Raw genomic sequence first — 13927 nt, 5'->3', positions numbered from 1 at the left:
CAGCCCGTCCGGCGCTTGAGGACCGGGGTCCGGGGCGGAGCCCCGGTTACTGTGCCCCGATCGACTCCAGCATGTTGAGCTTCGCCGCCCTGCGGGCCGGCCAGACCGCGGCCAGGACGCCCACGACGAGCGCGAGCAGCAGGAACAGGCCGATCCGGCCCCACGGCACGACCATCTCGTACTGCGGGAACGAGGACCGCAGCAGCCGGCCGCCGGACCAGGCCAGGAAGATGCCGACGCCGACGCCGAGCACCGCGCCGAACATCGAGATCATCACGGACTCCAGCCGCACCATCCGCTTGACCCCGGTACGGGCCAGGCCGATCGCGCGCAACATCCCGATCTCGCGGGTCCGCTCGAACACCGACATCGCGAGGGTGTTGACGACGCCGATCACCGCGATGACGACGGCCATCCCCAGCAGCCCGTACATCAGATAGAGGACGTCGTCGATGTTGCCCGCCTCGGAGCGGCGCAGATCGTCCTGGCTCTGGACCTTGATGATCGGGTTGCCGCCCAGAGCCTCCTTGATCTTCTCCGGCAGGCCGCCGGCCCGCCCGGGGGCGGCCTTGACCAGCACCTCGTCGTCGCGGACCTTGTCCAGGTGCGGGTCGACCAGTGCCGGGGCGGCGAGGACCTCGGAGAGGGCGTCGTTCTCGGCGTAGACGGCGACGACGCGCGGGGCGGCCTTCTTGTCGTCGTAGAACTCCATGGGCAGCGTGGAGCCGACCCGCAGGCCGTTCTTCCGCGCGTAGTCCTCGGCCACCGCTACGGTGCTGGTGCCGCGCACCTCGCCGAGCGAGCCGCCGACGACCTTCAGATCGGTGACCTGCGCGAGCCGGGAGACGTCACTCGCCCGCAGCCCGGCCGGGACGCCCTTGGACTGGAAGCCGGTCGTCCGCATGGGCACCGAGGCGGCGACACCGGGCTGCTCGGCGATCTTCTCGGCGACCTCGGGGGAGAGACCGAGGAAGCTGCTCGCCGTGACCTTGTAGTCGGCCGTCAGATCCTGGGCACCCATCTTGTCCATGCCCTGGTTCGCGGAGACCGCGGCCACCGTCAGACCGGTGATCAGGGTGAGGCCGATCATCAGCGCGGAGGCGGTGGCGGCCGTGCGGCGCGGGTTGCGCAGCGCGTTCTGCGTGGCGAGCTTGCCGCTGACCCCGAAGCCGCGGACGGCGAGCCTGCCGAAGAGGCTCACGAACGGGCGGGACAGCAGCGGCGCCAGCACGATGACGCCCGCGAGGGTCAGGGCCGAGCCCGCCATGGCGGTGGTCAGCGCACCGCTGTCGCGCAGCGTGGACACATACAGCATGACGGCGACGCCCGCAGCGGTCAGGGCCGCGCCGATGGAGTTGCGGACGACGAGACCACGGGTGGTCGGCGCCTGGTCCACGGCCGCCAGCGCCTCGACGGGGGCGATCTTCGCGGCCTTGCGGGAGGGCAGCCACGCGGCCAGCACGGTCACCACGACGCCGACGGCGAGGGCGGTCAGCGCGGCGTTCGGCTCGACGACCAACGGGCCCTCGGGCAGCGCGGCGCCGCTGGAGTTCAGCACCGACCACAGGCCCGTGGCGATGCCGAGGCCCAGCACGAGGCCCACCGCGGAGGCGACCAGGCCCAGCAGCCCGGCCTCGACCATCACCGAACGGACGACCTGGCGGCGGGAGGCACCGACCGCGCGCAGCAACGCGATCTCGCGAGTGCGCTGGGCGATGAGCATGGTGAAGGTGTTGGCGATGATGAAGATGCCGACGAAGAGGGATATCCCCGCGAAGACCAGGAAGGTGTTCCGGATCGAGCTGGTCTGCTCGTCGATGACCTTGGACTGCTCGGCGGCCAGCTCCTTGCCGCTCTGGGCGCGGAAGCCGTCCTTCGGCAGGACGTCCCGGACCTCGCGGGTCAGCGCGTTCTGGTCGGTGCCGGGGGCGGCGGAGACGACGAGTTCGCCGAACTCGCCCGGCTTGCCGAAGAGCTTCTGCGCCGTCGCGGTGTCGAACAGCGCCAGGCTGCCACCCGCGCTCACCCGGGGGTCGTCGGTGTCGACGATGCCGACGAGCTTCTTCGTCAGCACCGGACCGTCGACGGCCAGCCGGACGGTGCCGCCGACCCCGGCGCCCGTCTTCCGGGCGGTCTTCGCGTCCAGGGCGATCTCACCGGCGGCGGCCGGGCCCCGGCCCTTCAGCAGCGGGTACCGGCTGTCCTTGCCGTCCTTGCCGGCGACGTAGTTGGCGGCGGTGCTGCCCCACTCGCTGCCCGCCGGGTCATTGTTCTTGTCGGCGACCGTGGCGACACCGCTGACCGAGGGACGCACGGATGTCACGCCGGGCAGCGCGCGGACGGTGTCGACCATCCGGTCGTCGAGGACCCGGTGGTCCGCGCCCGGCGCGGTGTTGGAACGGCCGATCTCCGTCACGGAGACGGCCACGTCGTCCAGGCTCTTGGACGTCATGTCGCGGTAGGCGCTGCCGACGGAGTCGCTGAAGACGAGCGTGCCGGAGACGAAGGCGGTGCCGAGGAGGACCGCGAGGGCGGTCATCATCAGCCGGGCTTTGTGCGCGAGGAGATTGCGCAAGGCGGTACGGAACATGGCGGGTCCTGGGGGTTTTCCCTCGCGCTCGCGCCTGCGGCCGTGGCGGCAGGGGGCGAGGGGAAGTCGGGTGACGGGGGCGGGGCGGGGCAGGGGCGGCGGTGCCCGTGCCTCAGCTCGTGCGGCCCTTGGCGTCGAACAGGCGCATCCGGTCCAGGACCGCGTCGGCGGTCGGCTCGCGCAGTTCGTCGACGATGCGGCCGTCGGCCAGGAAGATCACCCGGTCCGCATAGGAGGCGGCGACGGGGTCGTGGGTGACCATGACGACCGTCTGCTCCAGCGCCCGTACGGAACCGTGCAGGAAGCCCAGCAGTTCGGCACCGGAGCGGGAGTCGAGGTTCCCGGTCGGCTCGTCCGCGAAGATGATCTCGGGGCGGCAGGCCAGCGCCCGGGCCACCGCGACGCGCTGCTGCTGGCCGCCGGAGAGCTGGTTGGGGCGGTGTGCGAGCCGGCCGGACAGACCCAGGGTCGTCACGATCTGCTCCAGCCAGGCGCGGTCCGCCTTACGGCCCGCGATGTCCATCGGCAGCGTGATGTTCTCCAGCGCGGTCAGCGTCGGCAGCAGATTGAACGCCTGGAAGACGAAGCCGACCTTGTCGCGACGGAGCCGGGTCAGCTGCCGGTCACCGAGGGAGGCCAGCTCCACGTCACCGATCCGGGTGGAACCGGAGGTGACGGAGTCCAGGCCCGCCATGCAGTGCATGAGCGTCGACTTGCCGGAACCCGAAGGACCCATGATCGCCGTGAATTCCGCGCGGCGGAACTCCACGGAGACCGAGTCCAGGGCGGCCACCCGGGTCTCGCCCTGTCCGTAGACCTTGCTCAGGCCGGTGGCCCGGGCGGCGACGGAGCCGTGGGGCGCGTGGAGGGCGGACGGAACAGGGGACGGCGTCGCACGGGGCACGGGGCTCCTCCGGAGGGGTGGGGGAAACGAGGGGGGAATCAACGCTTCCCATTCTCGGAGCGGCGATCGGCTGCCGCCTCAGCCGTATGGTCTGAACCCGGTGTCGGACTTTAGGTCCGTGGGGGTGCGTCGCCGTAGTCCTTCCGACGGACACGGTCATCCTGGAGTTGGCCTCTCGCCTGGCCGGCGGTCTCTTCGACTGCGGGCCCGTCTTGCCGCCTGCGGCGGCGGGCGCCCTGCGGGCGCGTCCTCAATCGCCGGACGGGCTCAATTCGAGCCCGTCCGGCGATTGAGGACACCGCACGGCAGCCCGCCCGGTGACGGGCAGTGGTCAGGCGGCCGTCAGGCCGCCTTCGCAGGGGAGGACCGTGCCCGTGGTCCAGCGGGACTCGTCGGAGAGGAGGAAGAGCGCGGCCCGTGCCATGTCGTCCGGGTCGGCGACGTAGTTCATCGGGAACCGGTCGGCCAGGGTGGCCCGTGCCTCGTCCGTCGGCATCCAGCGGTCGAACATCTCCGAGCGGGTCGGCCCCGGCGCGATGGCGTTGACCCGGATGTTGTCCCGGGCGTAGTCGAGCGCGGCGCACTTCACGAGTCCGGCCAGGGCGTGCTTGCTGGTGGAGTAGTCGGTGTTCAGCGGGCTGCCCACCAGTCCGGCCACCGACGAGGAGATCACGACGGATCCGCCGCCGTTGTCGAGCATGGCCGGAATCTGATGCTTCAGGGACAGGAAGACGCCCCGCACGTTCGTGGCCATGACCGTGTCGAAGTGATCCGTGTCCAGCTCGTGCAGCCGGGCCCGGGCGCCGCCCGCGCCCGCGTTGTTGAACGCCCCGTCGAGTCGGCCGAAAGTACGTACGGTCTCCGCCACGGCGTCGGCCACCGACCGCTCGTCCGTCACGTCGCACTCCAGGCCCAGCGCCTCCTGGCCGGCCGCGCGCAGCTCGGCGGCGAGCGCGGCGACCCGGTCGGCGCGGCGGGCGGCCGCGGCGACGAGTGCTCCCTCGGCGGCGAACCGGCGTACGGCCGCGGCACCGATACCGCTGGACGCGCCGGTCACGAATATGACGCGCCCGGTGAGCCGCCCGGCGGTGAACGCCAGGGGCTCGGGCTGCTGGTAGGTCATCTCGGTCGTGCCTTTCTCGTGCCGCTCACATGCGCAGGGTGTGGGACGGTGAATGCCCGTAGCGCTGCTGGTAATACGCGGCGAACCGGCCCAGGTTGGAGAAACCCCAACGGTAGGCGACGTCCGAGACGGTGACGTCCCCGCTTCCCTGCGCGGCGACGAGTTCCTCGTGGGCCCGGCCCAGCCGGACCTCGCGTAAATAGCCCAGCGGCGTGGTGTCCAGATACCGCCGGAAGGCCTCCTGCAGGGCCCGCGGACTGCACCGGGCCACCGCAGCCAGCTCGTTCAGGGTGAGGGGCTCACCGGCCCGCTCCTCGGCCATGGCCATGACGCGGCGCACGGCGGGATGCGCGACGACGCCGGTGCGTCGGGCGTCGATGCCCTGGGTGACCAGATGATGGGTCTCCATGAGCATCGCGGCCGTCGTCTGGGTCAGATGTGACGCGAGAATAGGGCTGTTGCGCGCGATGCCCTCACCGAGCACTTCCCGGTGCACCGCCTCGGAGATCCCCTCCCAACTCTTCGCGGCCTTGCCGGAGACCGTGCCCTCCAGGGTGAACCGCGCCCGGACGGGCCCCTCGACGCCGAGCGCGTCGGCTGCGGCCTGCTCGACGGTCTCCCGGGAGAGCCGGACGGTCGTCATCCGGGCACCGGGGGTCCAGTGCACCTGGAACTTGCGGTACGGGTCGAGGACATACGTCTGGCCGGTGTCGACGAACCGCTCCTCCCGGCCGGGCGAGGACACCCGGACGCCGCCGTTCACCAGTCGGCACACCAGGAGGTACGAGCCCAGCGGCTGGGGGTCCACGAGCGTCTCGGCGCCGTACTGGAGCCCCGAGAGGGTGACCCCCGGAAATCCGCCCTCCGCGTACCAGGCGGAGAAGTCCTCGGGATCGCCCAGACAGCTGAGCCGGTACGGGCTGTACGCGGAACTGATGGCTTCCTGGGTTTCGTCGAGGTCATGACTGAGCACGAGCGTGCGCATATTGCTGTTGTGAATGAGGTCATTGGGGCCATCGGGGCTGATGGATCCCGTGTCGGATTCACTCATCGGGCTTCCTCCCGGGATGACCGCGTTATCCGGCCGACAGCCGCGTTTCGCGAGTAGCCGACGGGTGGCCCCGTTAGTACCGTTCTGCTTGTTCGCAGTCAAGGCGCCGGCAAATCCCACAGCGGTTTCGGGACATGCCAGGCGCGGTCAGCGGACCCGGCCTTGGGTTAACGGGGGAGATTCAGGGCCGGCCATCCGCATTCGGATGGCACGCCCCGTCGTCTGGGCACGGACGGCGGGGCTTTCCGCGTTCACGGGCAGCCGGCCGGTCTCGCCGGGATCGGCCCCGTCCCCCCGCGTGATCCGCCGGACAGACCCGGGCGTCCCGGATAAGGTGATCAAACGATCGAATTCGACGCGTCCGTGCGAACCATGGCGCCTGCGGCGGCGAGCGCCCTGCGGGGCGCGTCCTCAATCGTCGGACGGGCTTGAGACAAGCCCGTCCGGCGATCCATATCGCTACCCCTTGACCGCGCCGCCGAGGGCGAAGCCGCCGCCGAGGCGGCGGGAGATCAGGGCGTAGAGCAGGATCACGGGCGTCGAGTAGAGGATCGAGAAGGCGGCGAGCTGGCCGTAGGCGACCTGGCCGTAATTGCCGAAGAACGTGTAGATGCTGACCGACGCGGGGAGCCGGTCGGGGGAGAGCAGCAGCATGAAGGGGACGAAGAAGTTGCCCCACATCATGATGAAGCTGTAGATCGTCACGACCGCGACCCCCGGCCCCATCAGCGGCAGGATCACCCTGACCAGCGCCTGCAGCCGGCTCGCGCCGTCCGTCCACGCCGCCTCCTCCAAGACGGTGGGCACACCGTCCATGAAGTTCTTCAGCAGCCAGATCGCGAACGGCAGTTGGGCGGTCGCCATGAACAGGGCCGTCCCGTACACCGTGTCGATGAGATCGATCCGTACGAACAGCCCGTAGACCGGCACCATGACCGCGGTGATCGGCAGGCACGTGGTGAACAGGACCCCCATCAGATACGGCCTGGCGAACCGCGAGCGGTAGCGGGAGAGCGGATAGGCGGCGAGGGTGGCGCACACGATGGTGAGGGCGGTGGCCCCGCCGCACAGCAGCAGGCTGTTGAGCATCGGCCGGAAGGTGATCTCATCGGTCAGTACCGCCGAGAAGTTGTCCGTCGTCGGCGCGGCGGGCGCGCCGACGCGCAGGCCCGCCTCGGCGTCGACGGAGGAGACCAGCAGCCACACGAGCGGGACGGCGAAGGCGGCGGCCACGGCGAGCAGCGCGAGGTCGGCGGCCAGCCGGTGACGGGAGCGGCGGGTACGGCGGGCGCGGGGCGGGAGCATGGCACCTCCGGGCGCGGCGAGCGCGGGCAGTGACCGGGGGACGGCACAACGGGGCGGGCGGCCCGGGCGTCATACCTCCTCTCGCATCATGCGCAGGTACACCACGGAGAACAGCGCCCCCACGAGCAGAAGCAGCAGCGCCACCGCCGTGCCGTAGCCGATCAGCGACTTCAGGAACGCCTGGTCGTACATGAACACCGGCAGCGTCTGGCTGCGGTTGCCGGGGCCGCCCCGGGTCATGGCCCAGATGAGGCCGAAGACCGACAGCGTCTGGAGGGTGTTGAGCATGAGATTGGTGCCGATCGAGCGCCGGATCATCGGCAGGGTGATGTGCCGGAAGCGGCGCACACCGCTCGCACCGTCCATCTCGGCCGCCTCGACGACGTCCCGGGGGATCTCGGCGAGGGCTGCGGAGTAGACGAGCATGGAGAAGGCCGTGCCACGCCAGACGTTGGCGAAGGAGACGGCGAGGATGGGCAGGGTGAACAGCCAGTTCTGCGCGGGCAGCTGGAGCCAGTCCAGCACGGCGTTGAGCGTGCCGCGCCGGTTGAAGAAGGTGTAGAGCAGGAAGCCCGCCACGATCTCCGGGAGCACCCACGCGGCGATCACGATCGAGCCGGTCAGGGAGCGCACGGGCTTCGAGGCGCGCCGCATCAGGGCGGCGAGGGCGAAGCCCAGGCTGTTCTGGCCCACGATCGAGGAGAGGACCGTGAAGAGGAGCGTGAGCACGACGGCGTCGCGGAAGCCGGCGTCGCCGAACGCGCGGCGGAAGTTGGCGAGGCCGACGAAGGACGCCGAGGCCTGACCGGTCAGCTGGGTGTCGGTGAAGGCGAGGTAGACGCAGTAGACGACCGGCCCGGCGAGGAAGAGGACCAGCAGGGCGGTCGCCGGGGCGAGGGGCAGCCAGCGGGCGGCCCGGCGGGGGCCCGGCAGCCGGGAACGCCCGGCGCGCGGTGCCGGGGCGGGCGGCGCGCTCACCGTGCCCGTCACCGCTTCCCGCCTCGTACGCCGCCGTCACCCGCGATCGACCTCAGCTGCTCGTCGTAGCCCCGCGCCGCCTTCGCCGCCGTCGCGTCGCCCGTCGTGACCGACTCCATCGCCTCCCCGATCGCCCCCGACACCCGCGGGTACACGGGCAGGGCCGGGCGATAGTGGGTGTACGCGACCAGTTGGGTGAAGAAGTCCGTGCCGGGCACCGACGCCCGGTACCGGGGGTCCGCCGCCACGTCGTCCCGTACGGCGATCTGCCCGTCCCGCACGGTCCGCTCGAGCGCGTTCTCCTTCGTCTGGAGCAACTCCACGAGCTGCCACGCGAGATCCGGCTTGGCGGACTTGGCGCCGATCGACCAGGCCCAGCCGCCGGAGAGGCTCACCTTGCCCGGTGCCGAGCCGTCCTGGGTCGGGAAGGCGGCGCGGCCCATCACGTGCGACCACTTGGGCCAGGGCCGGGCGCCGTCGGGGAGCCAGTTCTTGGCGAGCCAGTTGCCGTCGAGGGCGATGGCGAGCTTGCCGTCCGGGATCCACTCGGCGGTGACGCGGGTACCGACGTTGGGGTCCAGCGCGTCCGCCGGGTCGGGGCCGAGCTTCTCGCCGTAGACGGTCCGGACGAACTCCAGGGAGTCGGTGAAGCCCTTCGACCCGGCCACCCATTTCTTCGCCGCCGGGTCGTAGAGCGGGTCCTTCCCCGTGCCGTACAGCAGCATCTCGAAGCCCTGCATGACGGCGGCCTCGCCCGGCCCCTTGCCCGTGTAGACGTTGAGGGGGATGACGCCCGGGACGGCGCGCTTGACCGCGCGGGCCGCGTCGAGGACCTCCCGCCAGTTCTTCGGCCGCCAGTCGGCGGGGAGGCCGGCCTTCGCGAAGATCTCCTTGTTGAACCACAGGCCGCGGGTGTCCGTGCCGTCCGGTACGCCGTAGGTCTTGCCGTCCTCCGCTCTCACCGAGGACTTCGCGCTCCCGGCGTAGCGCGCCCAGTCCTTCCAGGCCGCCAGCTTGTCGTCCAGGGGACGCAGATAGCCGCTCTTGATGTCGGAGTTGATGAGGAAGGTGTCCTCGTGGACCACGTCCGGCGCCGTCTTCGGCGACCGCATCATCTGCTGGATCTTGGTGTAGTAGTCGTCCTGGGAAGCCTGTACCGGCACGAGCCGGAGCTTCTTTCCCCGGTGGCGCCGCTCGAACTGCTTCTTGACCACGGCCAGGTACTCGTCCATGATCCGCACCTTGTTGTCGGTGCTGCGGGGGTAGGCGACCTTCACGGTGTCGGGATCGCCGCCGGAATCACCGCCGCAGGCGGTGAGCGATGCCGCGGCGAGGGCTGTGACCAGGAGCAGCGGGGCGGTGGGACGCACGGGCACGACCTCCTACAAGCCTCGTGGGCTTGGCCGGCGGCCGTCGGGGACGGTCGGCAGCCTGGTGCAGTCGTACGTTCCCCGGCCGGTGCCGTCGCACGCTTCGGGGCCGGATGTGGCCGAGCTCGGCCACATCCAGCCCGTCCGGCGCTTGAGGACGCGCCCGCAGGGGGCTCGCCGCCGCAGGCGGCACAACCGGCCTGCAGTCGCAGATCTGTCGGATACGCCCTACCGCCGGCGCAGCCACCGGTAGCGCAGTTCGGGCCGGCCGATCTGCCCGTACTGCGGGGCGCGGGCGGCCCGGCCGCCGGTCACCAGGTGTTCCAGATAGCGGCGGGCGGTGATCCGCGAGATCCCGACGGTGGCGGCGGCCGCGCCCGAGGAGACGCCCTCGTCGCCCGCGGCGCGCAACACCTCGGTGATCGCCTGGAGCGTGTCCAGGCTCAACCCCTTGGGCAGCGCGGCGGGTTGCGGGGCGCGTAGCGCGGCGAGCGCCCGGTCCACCTCGTCCTGGCCGCTCGCCTCGCCGACGACGGCGCGGAACTCCGCGTAGCGGGCGAGCCGGTCGCGCAGGGTCGCGAAAGTGAAGGGTTTCAGCACGTACTGGACGACACCGAGCGAGACGCCCTCGCGGACGACGGCCAGATCGCGCGCCGACGTCACGGCGATGACGTCGGCGGTGTGCCCGGCGCTGCGCAGTGAGCGCACGAGCTGCAGCCCGTGGCCGTCGGGGAGGTACAGGTCGAGCAGCAGCAGATCGACGGGCGTCCGCTTGAGGAACTGCGAGGCGTCCGCGCGGGAGTGGACGACGCCGGCCACGGTGAAGCCGGGGACGCGCCCGACGTACAGGGCGTGCGCGTCGGCGGCGAGGGGGTCGTCCTCGACTACGAGGACCCGGATGGGCGGTGCGGCGGCCCCGGCCGCGGCTGCCTGCGGCGTGCTCATGCGGTGGCTCCTGGGGTAGGTGCGCTCGCGGGTACGAGCAGGGGCAGACGGACGGTGAACTCGGCGCCTCCGGCGGGGGACTCGCCGACCGTGACCGTGCCGCCGTTGCGCCGTGCGGCTTGCCGGACCAGCGCCAGCCCGAGCCCACGGCCGTGCGGCGCGGTCCCGGGCGACTTGGTCGACCACCCCCGGCGGAACACCTCGTCCACCACCTCGGCCGCCACCCCGGGCCCGGAATCCCCGACCCGCAGCAGCAACTCCCCACGATCCGCCCGCACGGTGACGGTGACCTGCGGCCGGCAGTGCGGTGCCGCGTGCGCGGGCGTGAGAACGAGCACGGGCCCGGGCCCCGCGTCCCGCCCTGCGGTCGCCATGTTGTGGCTGTCGGTCTCCGGGCGGTCCGTAACGGGCGTGTCCGGTCGGCCGGGCCGGGGGCGCGGGTGCCGTGCGTCGGCGTGTGCCGGCCCGGCGGGTGCGGGGACGAGCGCGGGCCCGGGCCTCGCGTCCCGCTCTGCGGTCGCCACGCCGTGGCTTTCGGCCTCCGGCCAGTCCGAAACGGGCGCGTCCGGGGCCGGGGCCCGGTTCGCTTCGGACGCGGACGCGTCCAGGGCGTTGTCGATGAGGTTGCCGAGGATCGTGACCAGGTCGCGGGGCGGGAGGGCAGGTGGGAGGACGCCGTCGTCGATGTGCGTGTCCGGGGTCAGCAGCAGTTCCACGCCGTGTTCGTTGGCCTGGGCGGCCTTGCCGAGGAGGAGGGCCGCGAGGACCGGTTCGGCGACGGCGGACATGACCTGGTCGGTGAGGGCCTGGGCGAGTTCGAGTTCCGCCGTCGCGAAGTCGACGGCCTCGTCCGCGCGGCCGAGTTCGATCAGCGAGACCACGGCGTGCAGCCGGTTCGCCGCCTCGTGGGACTGCGAGCGCAGCGCCTCGGCGAAGCCGCGCACCGAGTCCAGCTCGCCGGACAGCGCCTGGAGTTCGGTGTGGTCCCGCAGGGTAACGACCGTGCCGCGTCGCTCCCCGCCGGAGACCGGCGAGGTGTTGACGACCACGATCCGGTCGGCGGTCAGATGCACCTCGTCGACGCGCGGCGCGGTGTCCAGCAGGGCCCCCGTCAAGGCCGGCGGCAGGCCGAGCGCGTCGACGCGGCGGCCGACGACATCACCGCGCAGACCGAGCAGCTCGCGACCGCCGTCGTTGACGAGGGCCACACACCGCCGCCCGTCGAGCATCAGCAGCCCCTCGCGCACCGCGTGCAGCGCGGCCTGGTGGTAGTCGTGCATCCGGCTCAGCTCCGCGGCGTTCATGCCGTGGGTGTGCCGGCGCAGCCGGGCGTTCAGGAGGTAGGTGCCGAGGCCGCCGAGGGCGAGCGCGGCGAGGGCGACGCCGAGCAGCCCGGTGAGCTGCCGGTGCACGTCCGCGCTGATCGCGTCGACCTTGATGCCCGCGCTGACCAGGGCCACCACCCGGCCGTCGGGCTGATCGGTGTCGCGCACCGGCGTGACCGCCCGCACGGACGGGCCCAGGGTGCCGGTGTAGGTCTCGGAGAACGTGACGCCTTCCAGCGCGGGGCGGGTGTGGCCGAGGAAGCGCTCGCCGATCCGGGTGGGGTCCGGATGGGTCCAGCGGCTGCCGTCCGGGCGCATGATCGTCACGAAGTCGATGTCCGTGTCGCGCCGTACCTGTTCGGCGTACGGCTGGAGCGTGGACGTGGGGTCCGTCGAACGGATGGATTCGCGTACGGCGGGCGACGCGGCGACGGCGATCGCCGTCGCCGTCACCTGGCGGCGCGCGGCCGCCTCGGCCTGGGCCCGGTCGGTGAGGGAGGCGAAGACCGCGCACCCGGCCACCACGGCGGCGACCAGCACGGTCTGCATCGCGAAGAGCCGGCCGGCCAGGCTGCGGGGGCGACGTATGCGAGGTTTGCGCATGGCGGACAGTCTGCACTGCGGCGGGTTCGTGAACGTAATGCACGCAATCGTGACCGCGGTCACAAGGGGGTGCATAGTCGCCGGGACCCCACTCGTCGGGAGGGAGGGGTCCACGAGCCGCGACGACGAGGAGTCCCCCATGGCAGACGCAGCGGCGCAGCCACCCCCACCGGGCCGGGCGCGCAGCAGACCGGACCGGACGCACTATCTCTACCTCGCGGTGATCGCGGCGGTGCTGGCCGGTATCGCGGTCGGCTTCGCGGCTCCCGGGGTGGCCGTCGAGCTGAAGCCGCTCGGCACCGGCTTCGTGAACCTGATCAAGATGATGATCTCGCCGATCATCTTCTGCACGATCGTGCTCGGCGTCGGCTCGGTACGGAAGGCGGCGAAGGTCGGCGCGGTCGGGGGGCTCGCGCTCGGTTACTTCCTCGTCATGTCCACCGTGGCACTCGCCATCGGCCTGGTCGTCGGCAATCTCCTGGAGCCCGGCAGCGGGCTGCACCTGACGGAGTCGCTGCGGCACGCGGGCGAGGCGCAGGCCAAGGGCGCGCACGAGTCGACGGCCGACTTCCTGCTCGGGATCATCCCGACCACCATGGTGTCCGCCTTCACCGGCGGCGAGGTGCTCCAGACCCTGCTGGTGGCACTGCTGTCGGGCTTCGCGCTGCAGGCCATGGGCCCGGCGGGCGAGCCGGTGCTGCGCGGCATCGGGCATCTCCAGCGGCTGGTCTTCCGGATCCTGGCGATGGTCATGTGGGCGGCGCCGGTGGGCGCCTTCGGCGCGATCGCGGCGGTGGTCGGCGCGACCGGCGTGGACGCGCTCAAGTCCCTCGCCGTCATCATGATCGGCTTCTATCTCACCTGCGCGCTCTTCGTCTTCCTGGTGCTCGGCGCGATTCTGCGACTGGTGGCCGGGGTGAACATCTTCGCGCTGCTGAAGTACCTTGGCCGGGAGTTCCTGCTGATCCTCTCCACGTCCTCCTCCGAGTCGGCGCTGCCGCGCCTGATCGCGAAGATGGAGCACCTGGGCGTGAGCAAGCCGGTCGTCGGCATCACCGTGCCGACCGGCTACTCCTTCAACCTCGACGGCACGGCCATCTATCTGACGATGTCCTCGCTGTTCGTGGCCGAGGCGATGGGGGCGCCGCTCTCGGTCGGGCAGCAGATCTCGTTGCTGCTCTTCATGATCGTGGCGTCGAAGGGCGCGGCGGGCGTGACGGGCGCCGGACTCGCGACGCTCGCGGGCGGTCTGCAGTCGCACCGCCCGGAGCTGGTGGACGGGGTCGGCCTCATCGTCGGCATCGACCGCTTCATGAGCGAGGCCCGCGCCCTGACGAACTTCGCGGGCAACGCGGTCGCGACGGTCCTGGTCGGCACCTGGACCAAGGAGATCGACAAGGAGCGCGTCGCGGAAGTCCTCGCCGGGCGGCTGCCGTTCGACGAGACGACGCTGATGGGCGACGGGCACGGCCACCCGGAGCTGCCCGGGCCGCGCGGCGGCGCCAAGGAGGCCGCCGGGGTCTGAGACCGATGTGAGCGCGAGCGCTCACCCCGAGCCGCCGGAGGGCGGGGTGGACCGGAGTCCTACACCCCAATGTCCCCGCTTCCCGGCACCGTGGGGGGGGGGGGGGGGGGGGGGGGGGGGGGGGGGGGGGGGGGGGGGGGGGGGGGGGGGGGGGGGGGGGGAGTGGGGGGGGGGGGGGAGGGGGGGGGGGAGGGAGAAAACGAGGTGG

The 13927-nt window shown here is 71.8% G+C and carries 10 protein-coding genes; 1 reads left to right on the top strand and 9 read right to left on the bottom strand.

Annotation, left to right across the window (positions count from 1 at the left end; genetic code table 11):
• Nucleotides 1-46: 46 nt before the first annotated feature.
• From ACZ6MA_RS16850 to ACZ6MA_RS16810, 9 genes are all read right to left on the bottom strand, one after another.
• A complete protein-coding gene (locus ACZ6MA_RS16850; RefSeq protein WP_469434456.1) occupies nt 47-2590 on the bottom strand; it encodes an ABC transporter permease in 2544 nt (847 codons plus the stop codon).
• Nucleotides 2591-2702: 112 nt separating this feature from the next.
• On the bottom strand, nt 2703-3494 hold the full coding sequence (locus ACZ6MA_RS16845) for an ABC transporter ATP-binding protein (RefSeq protein ID WP_469434455.1): 792 nt from the start codon (nt 3492-3494) through the stop codon (nt 2703-2705).
• A gap of 331 nt (nt 3495-3825) precedes the next feature.
• Nucleotides 3826-4617: an SDR family NAD(P)-dependent oxidoreductase gene (locus tag ACZ6MA_RS16840; protein ID WP_469434453.1), complete on the bottom strand. Its 792-nt coding sequence runs from the start codon at nt 4615-4617 to the stop codon at nt 3826-3828.
• 25 nt (nt 4618-4642) lie between these two features.
• Nucleotides 4643-5668, bottom strand: coding sequence for an AraC family transcriptional regulator (locus ACZ6MA_RS16835; RefSeq protein WP_469434452.1), 1026 nt, complete (start codon nt 5666-5668; stop codon nt 4643-4645).
• A gap of 459 nt (nt 5669-6127) precedes the next feature.
• Nucleotides 6128-6973 (bottom strand): carbohydrate ABC transporter permease, encoded by an 846-nt coding sequence (locus ACZ6MA_RS16830; RefSeq protein WP_469434451.1) that lies wholly within the window; start codon nt 6971-6973, stop codon nt 6128-6130.
• 69 nt (nt 6974-7042) lie between these two features.
• A complete protein-coding gene (locus tag ACZ6MA_RS16825; RefSeq protein WP_469434449.1) occupies nt 7043-7963 on the bottom strand; it encodes a carbohydrate ABC transporter permease in 921 nt (306 codons plus the stop codon).
• Nucleotides 7960-9321, bottom strand: a complete 1362-nt coding sequence (locus ACZ6MA_RS16820; RefSeq protein WP_469434448.1) for an extracellular solute-binding protein — start codon at nt 9319-9321, stop codon at nt 7960-7962. Before ACZ6MA_RS16820 ends, ACZ6MA_RS16825 begins: the two co-directional genes overlap by 4 nt.
• Nucleotides 9322-9549: 228 nt before the next feature.
• Nucleotides 9550-10266 carry a response regulator gene (locus ACZ6MA_RS16815; RefSeq protein WP_469434446.1) on the bottom strand — a complete coding sequence of 239 codons (717 nt, stop codon included), beginning with the start codon at nt 10264-10266 and terminating at the stop codon, nt 9550-9552.
• The gene (locus tag ACZ6MA_RS16810) at nt 10263-12194 is read right to left on the bottom strand and encodes a sensor histidine kinase (RefSeq protein ID WP_469434444.1); all 1932 of its coding nucleotides are present in this window, start codon (nt 12192-12194) and stop codon (nt 10263-10265) included. Before ACZ6MA_RS16810 ends, ACZ6MA_RS16815 begins: the two co-directional genes overlap by 4 nt.
• Before the next feature lie 139 nt (nt 12195-12333).
• Here ACZ6MA_RS16810 and ACZ6MA_RS16805 point away from each other — a divergent pair, with 139 nt between their 5' ends.
• Entirely contained in the window at nt 12334-13719 is a 1386-nt protein-coding gene (locus ACZ6MA_RS16805) for a cation:dicarboxylate symporter family transporter (RefSeq protein WP_469434443.1), read from the top strand.
• Nucleotides 13720-13927: the final 208 nt, after the last annotated feature.

The sequence above is a fragment of the Streptomyces sp. NPDC042259 genome, assembly GCF_055582085.1.
The sequence above is the reverse complement of the archived record's forward strand: the minus strand, read 5'-3'. Positions and strand labels throughout refer to the sequence as shown.

Coding starts and splice junctions, on each gene's coding strand:
- ACZ6MA_RS16850 (WP_469434456.1), bottom strand. CDS start 2,590: ATGTTCCGTACCGCCTTGCGCAATCTCCTCGCGCACAAAGCCCGGCTG.
- ACZ6MA_RS16835 (WP_469434452.1), bottom strand. CDS start 5,668: ATGAGTGAATCCGACACGGGATCCATCAGCCCCGATGGCCCCAATGAC.
- ACZ6MA_RS16815 (WP_469434446.1), bottom strand. CDS start 10,266: ATGAGCACGCCGCAGGCAGCCGCGGCCGGGGCCGCCGCACCGCCCATC.
- ACZ6MA_RS16830 (WP_469434451.1), bottom strand. CDS start 6,973: ATGCTCCCGCCCCGCGCCCGCCGTACCCGCCGCTCCCGTCACCGGCTG.
- ACZ6MA_RS16810 (WP_469434444.1), bottom strand. CDS start 12,194: ATGCGCAAACCTCGCATACGTCGCCCCCGCAGCCTGGCCGGCCGGCTC.
- ACZ6MA_RS16805 (WP_469434443.1), top strand. CDS start 12,334: ATGGCAGACGCAGCGGCGCAGCCACCCCCACCGGGCCGGGCGCGCAGC.
- ACZ6MA_RS16840 (WP_469434453.1), bottom strand. CDS start 4,617: ATGACCTACCAGCAGCCCGAGCCCCTGGCGTTCACCGCCGGGCGGCTC.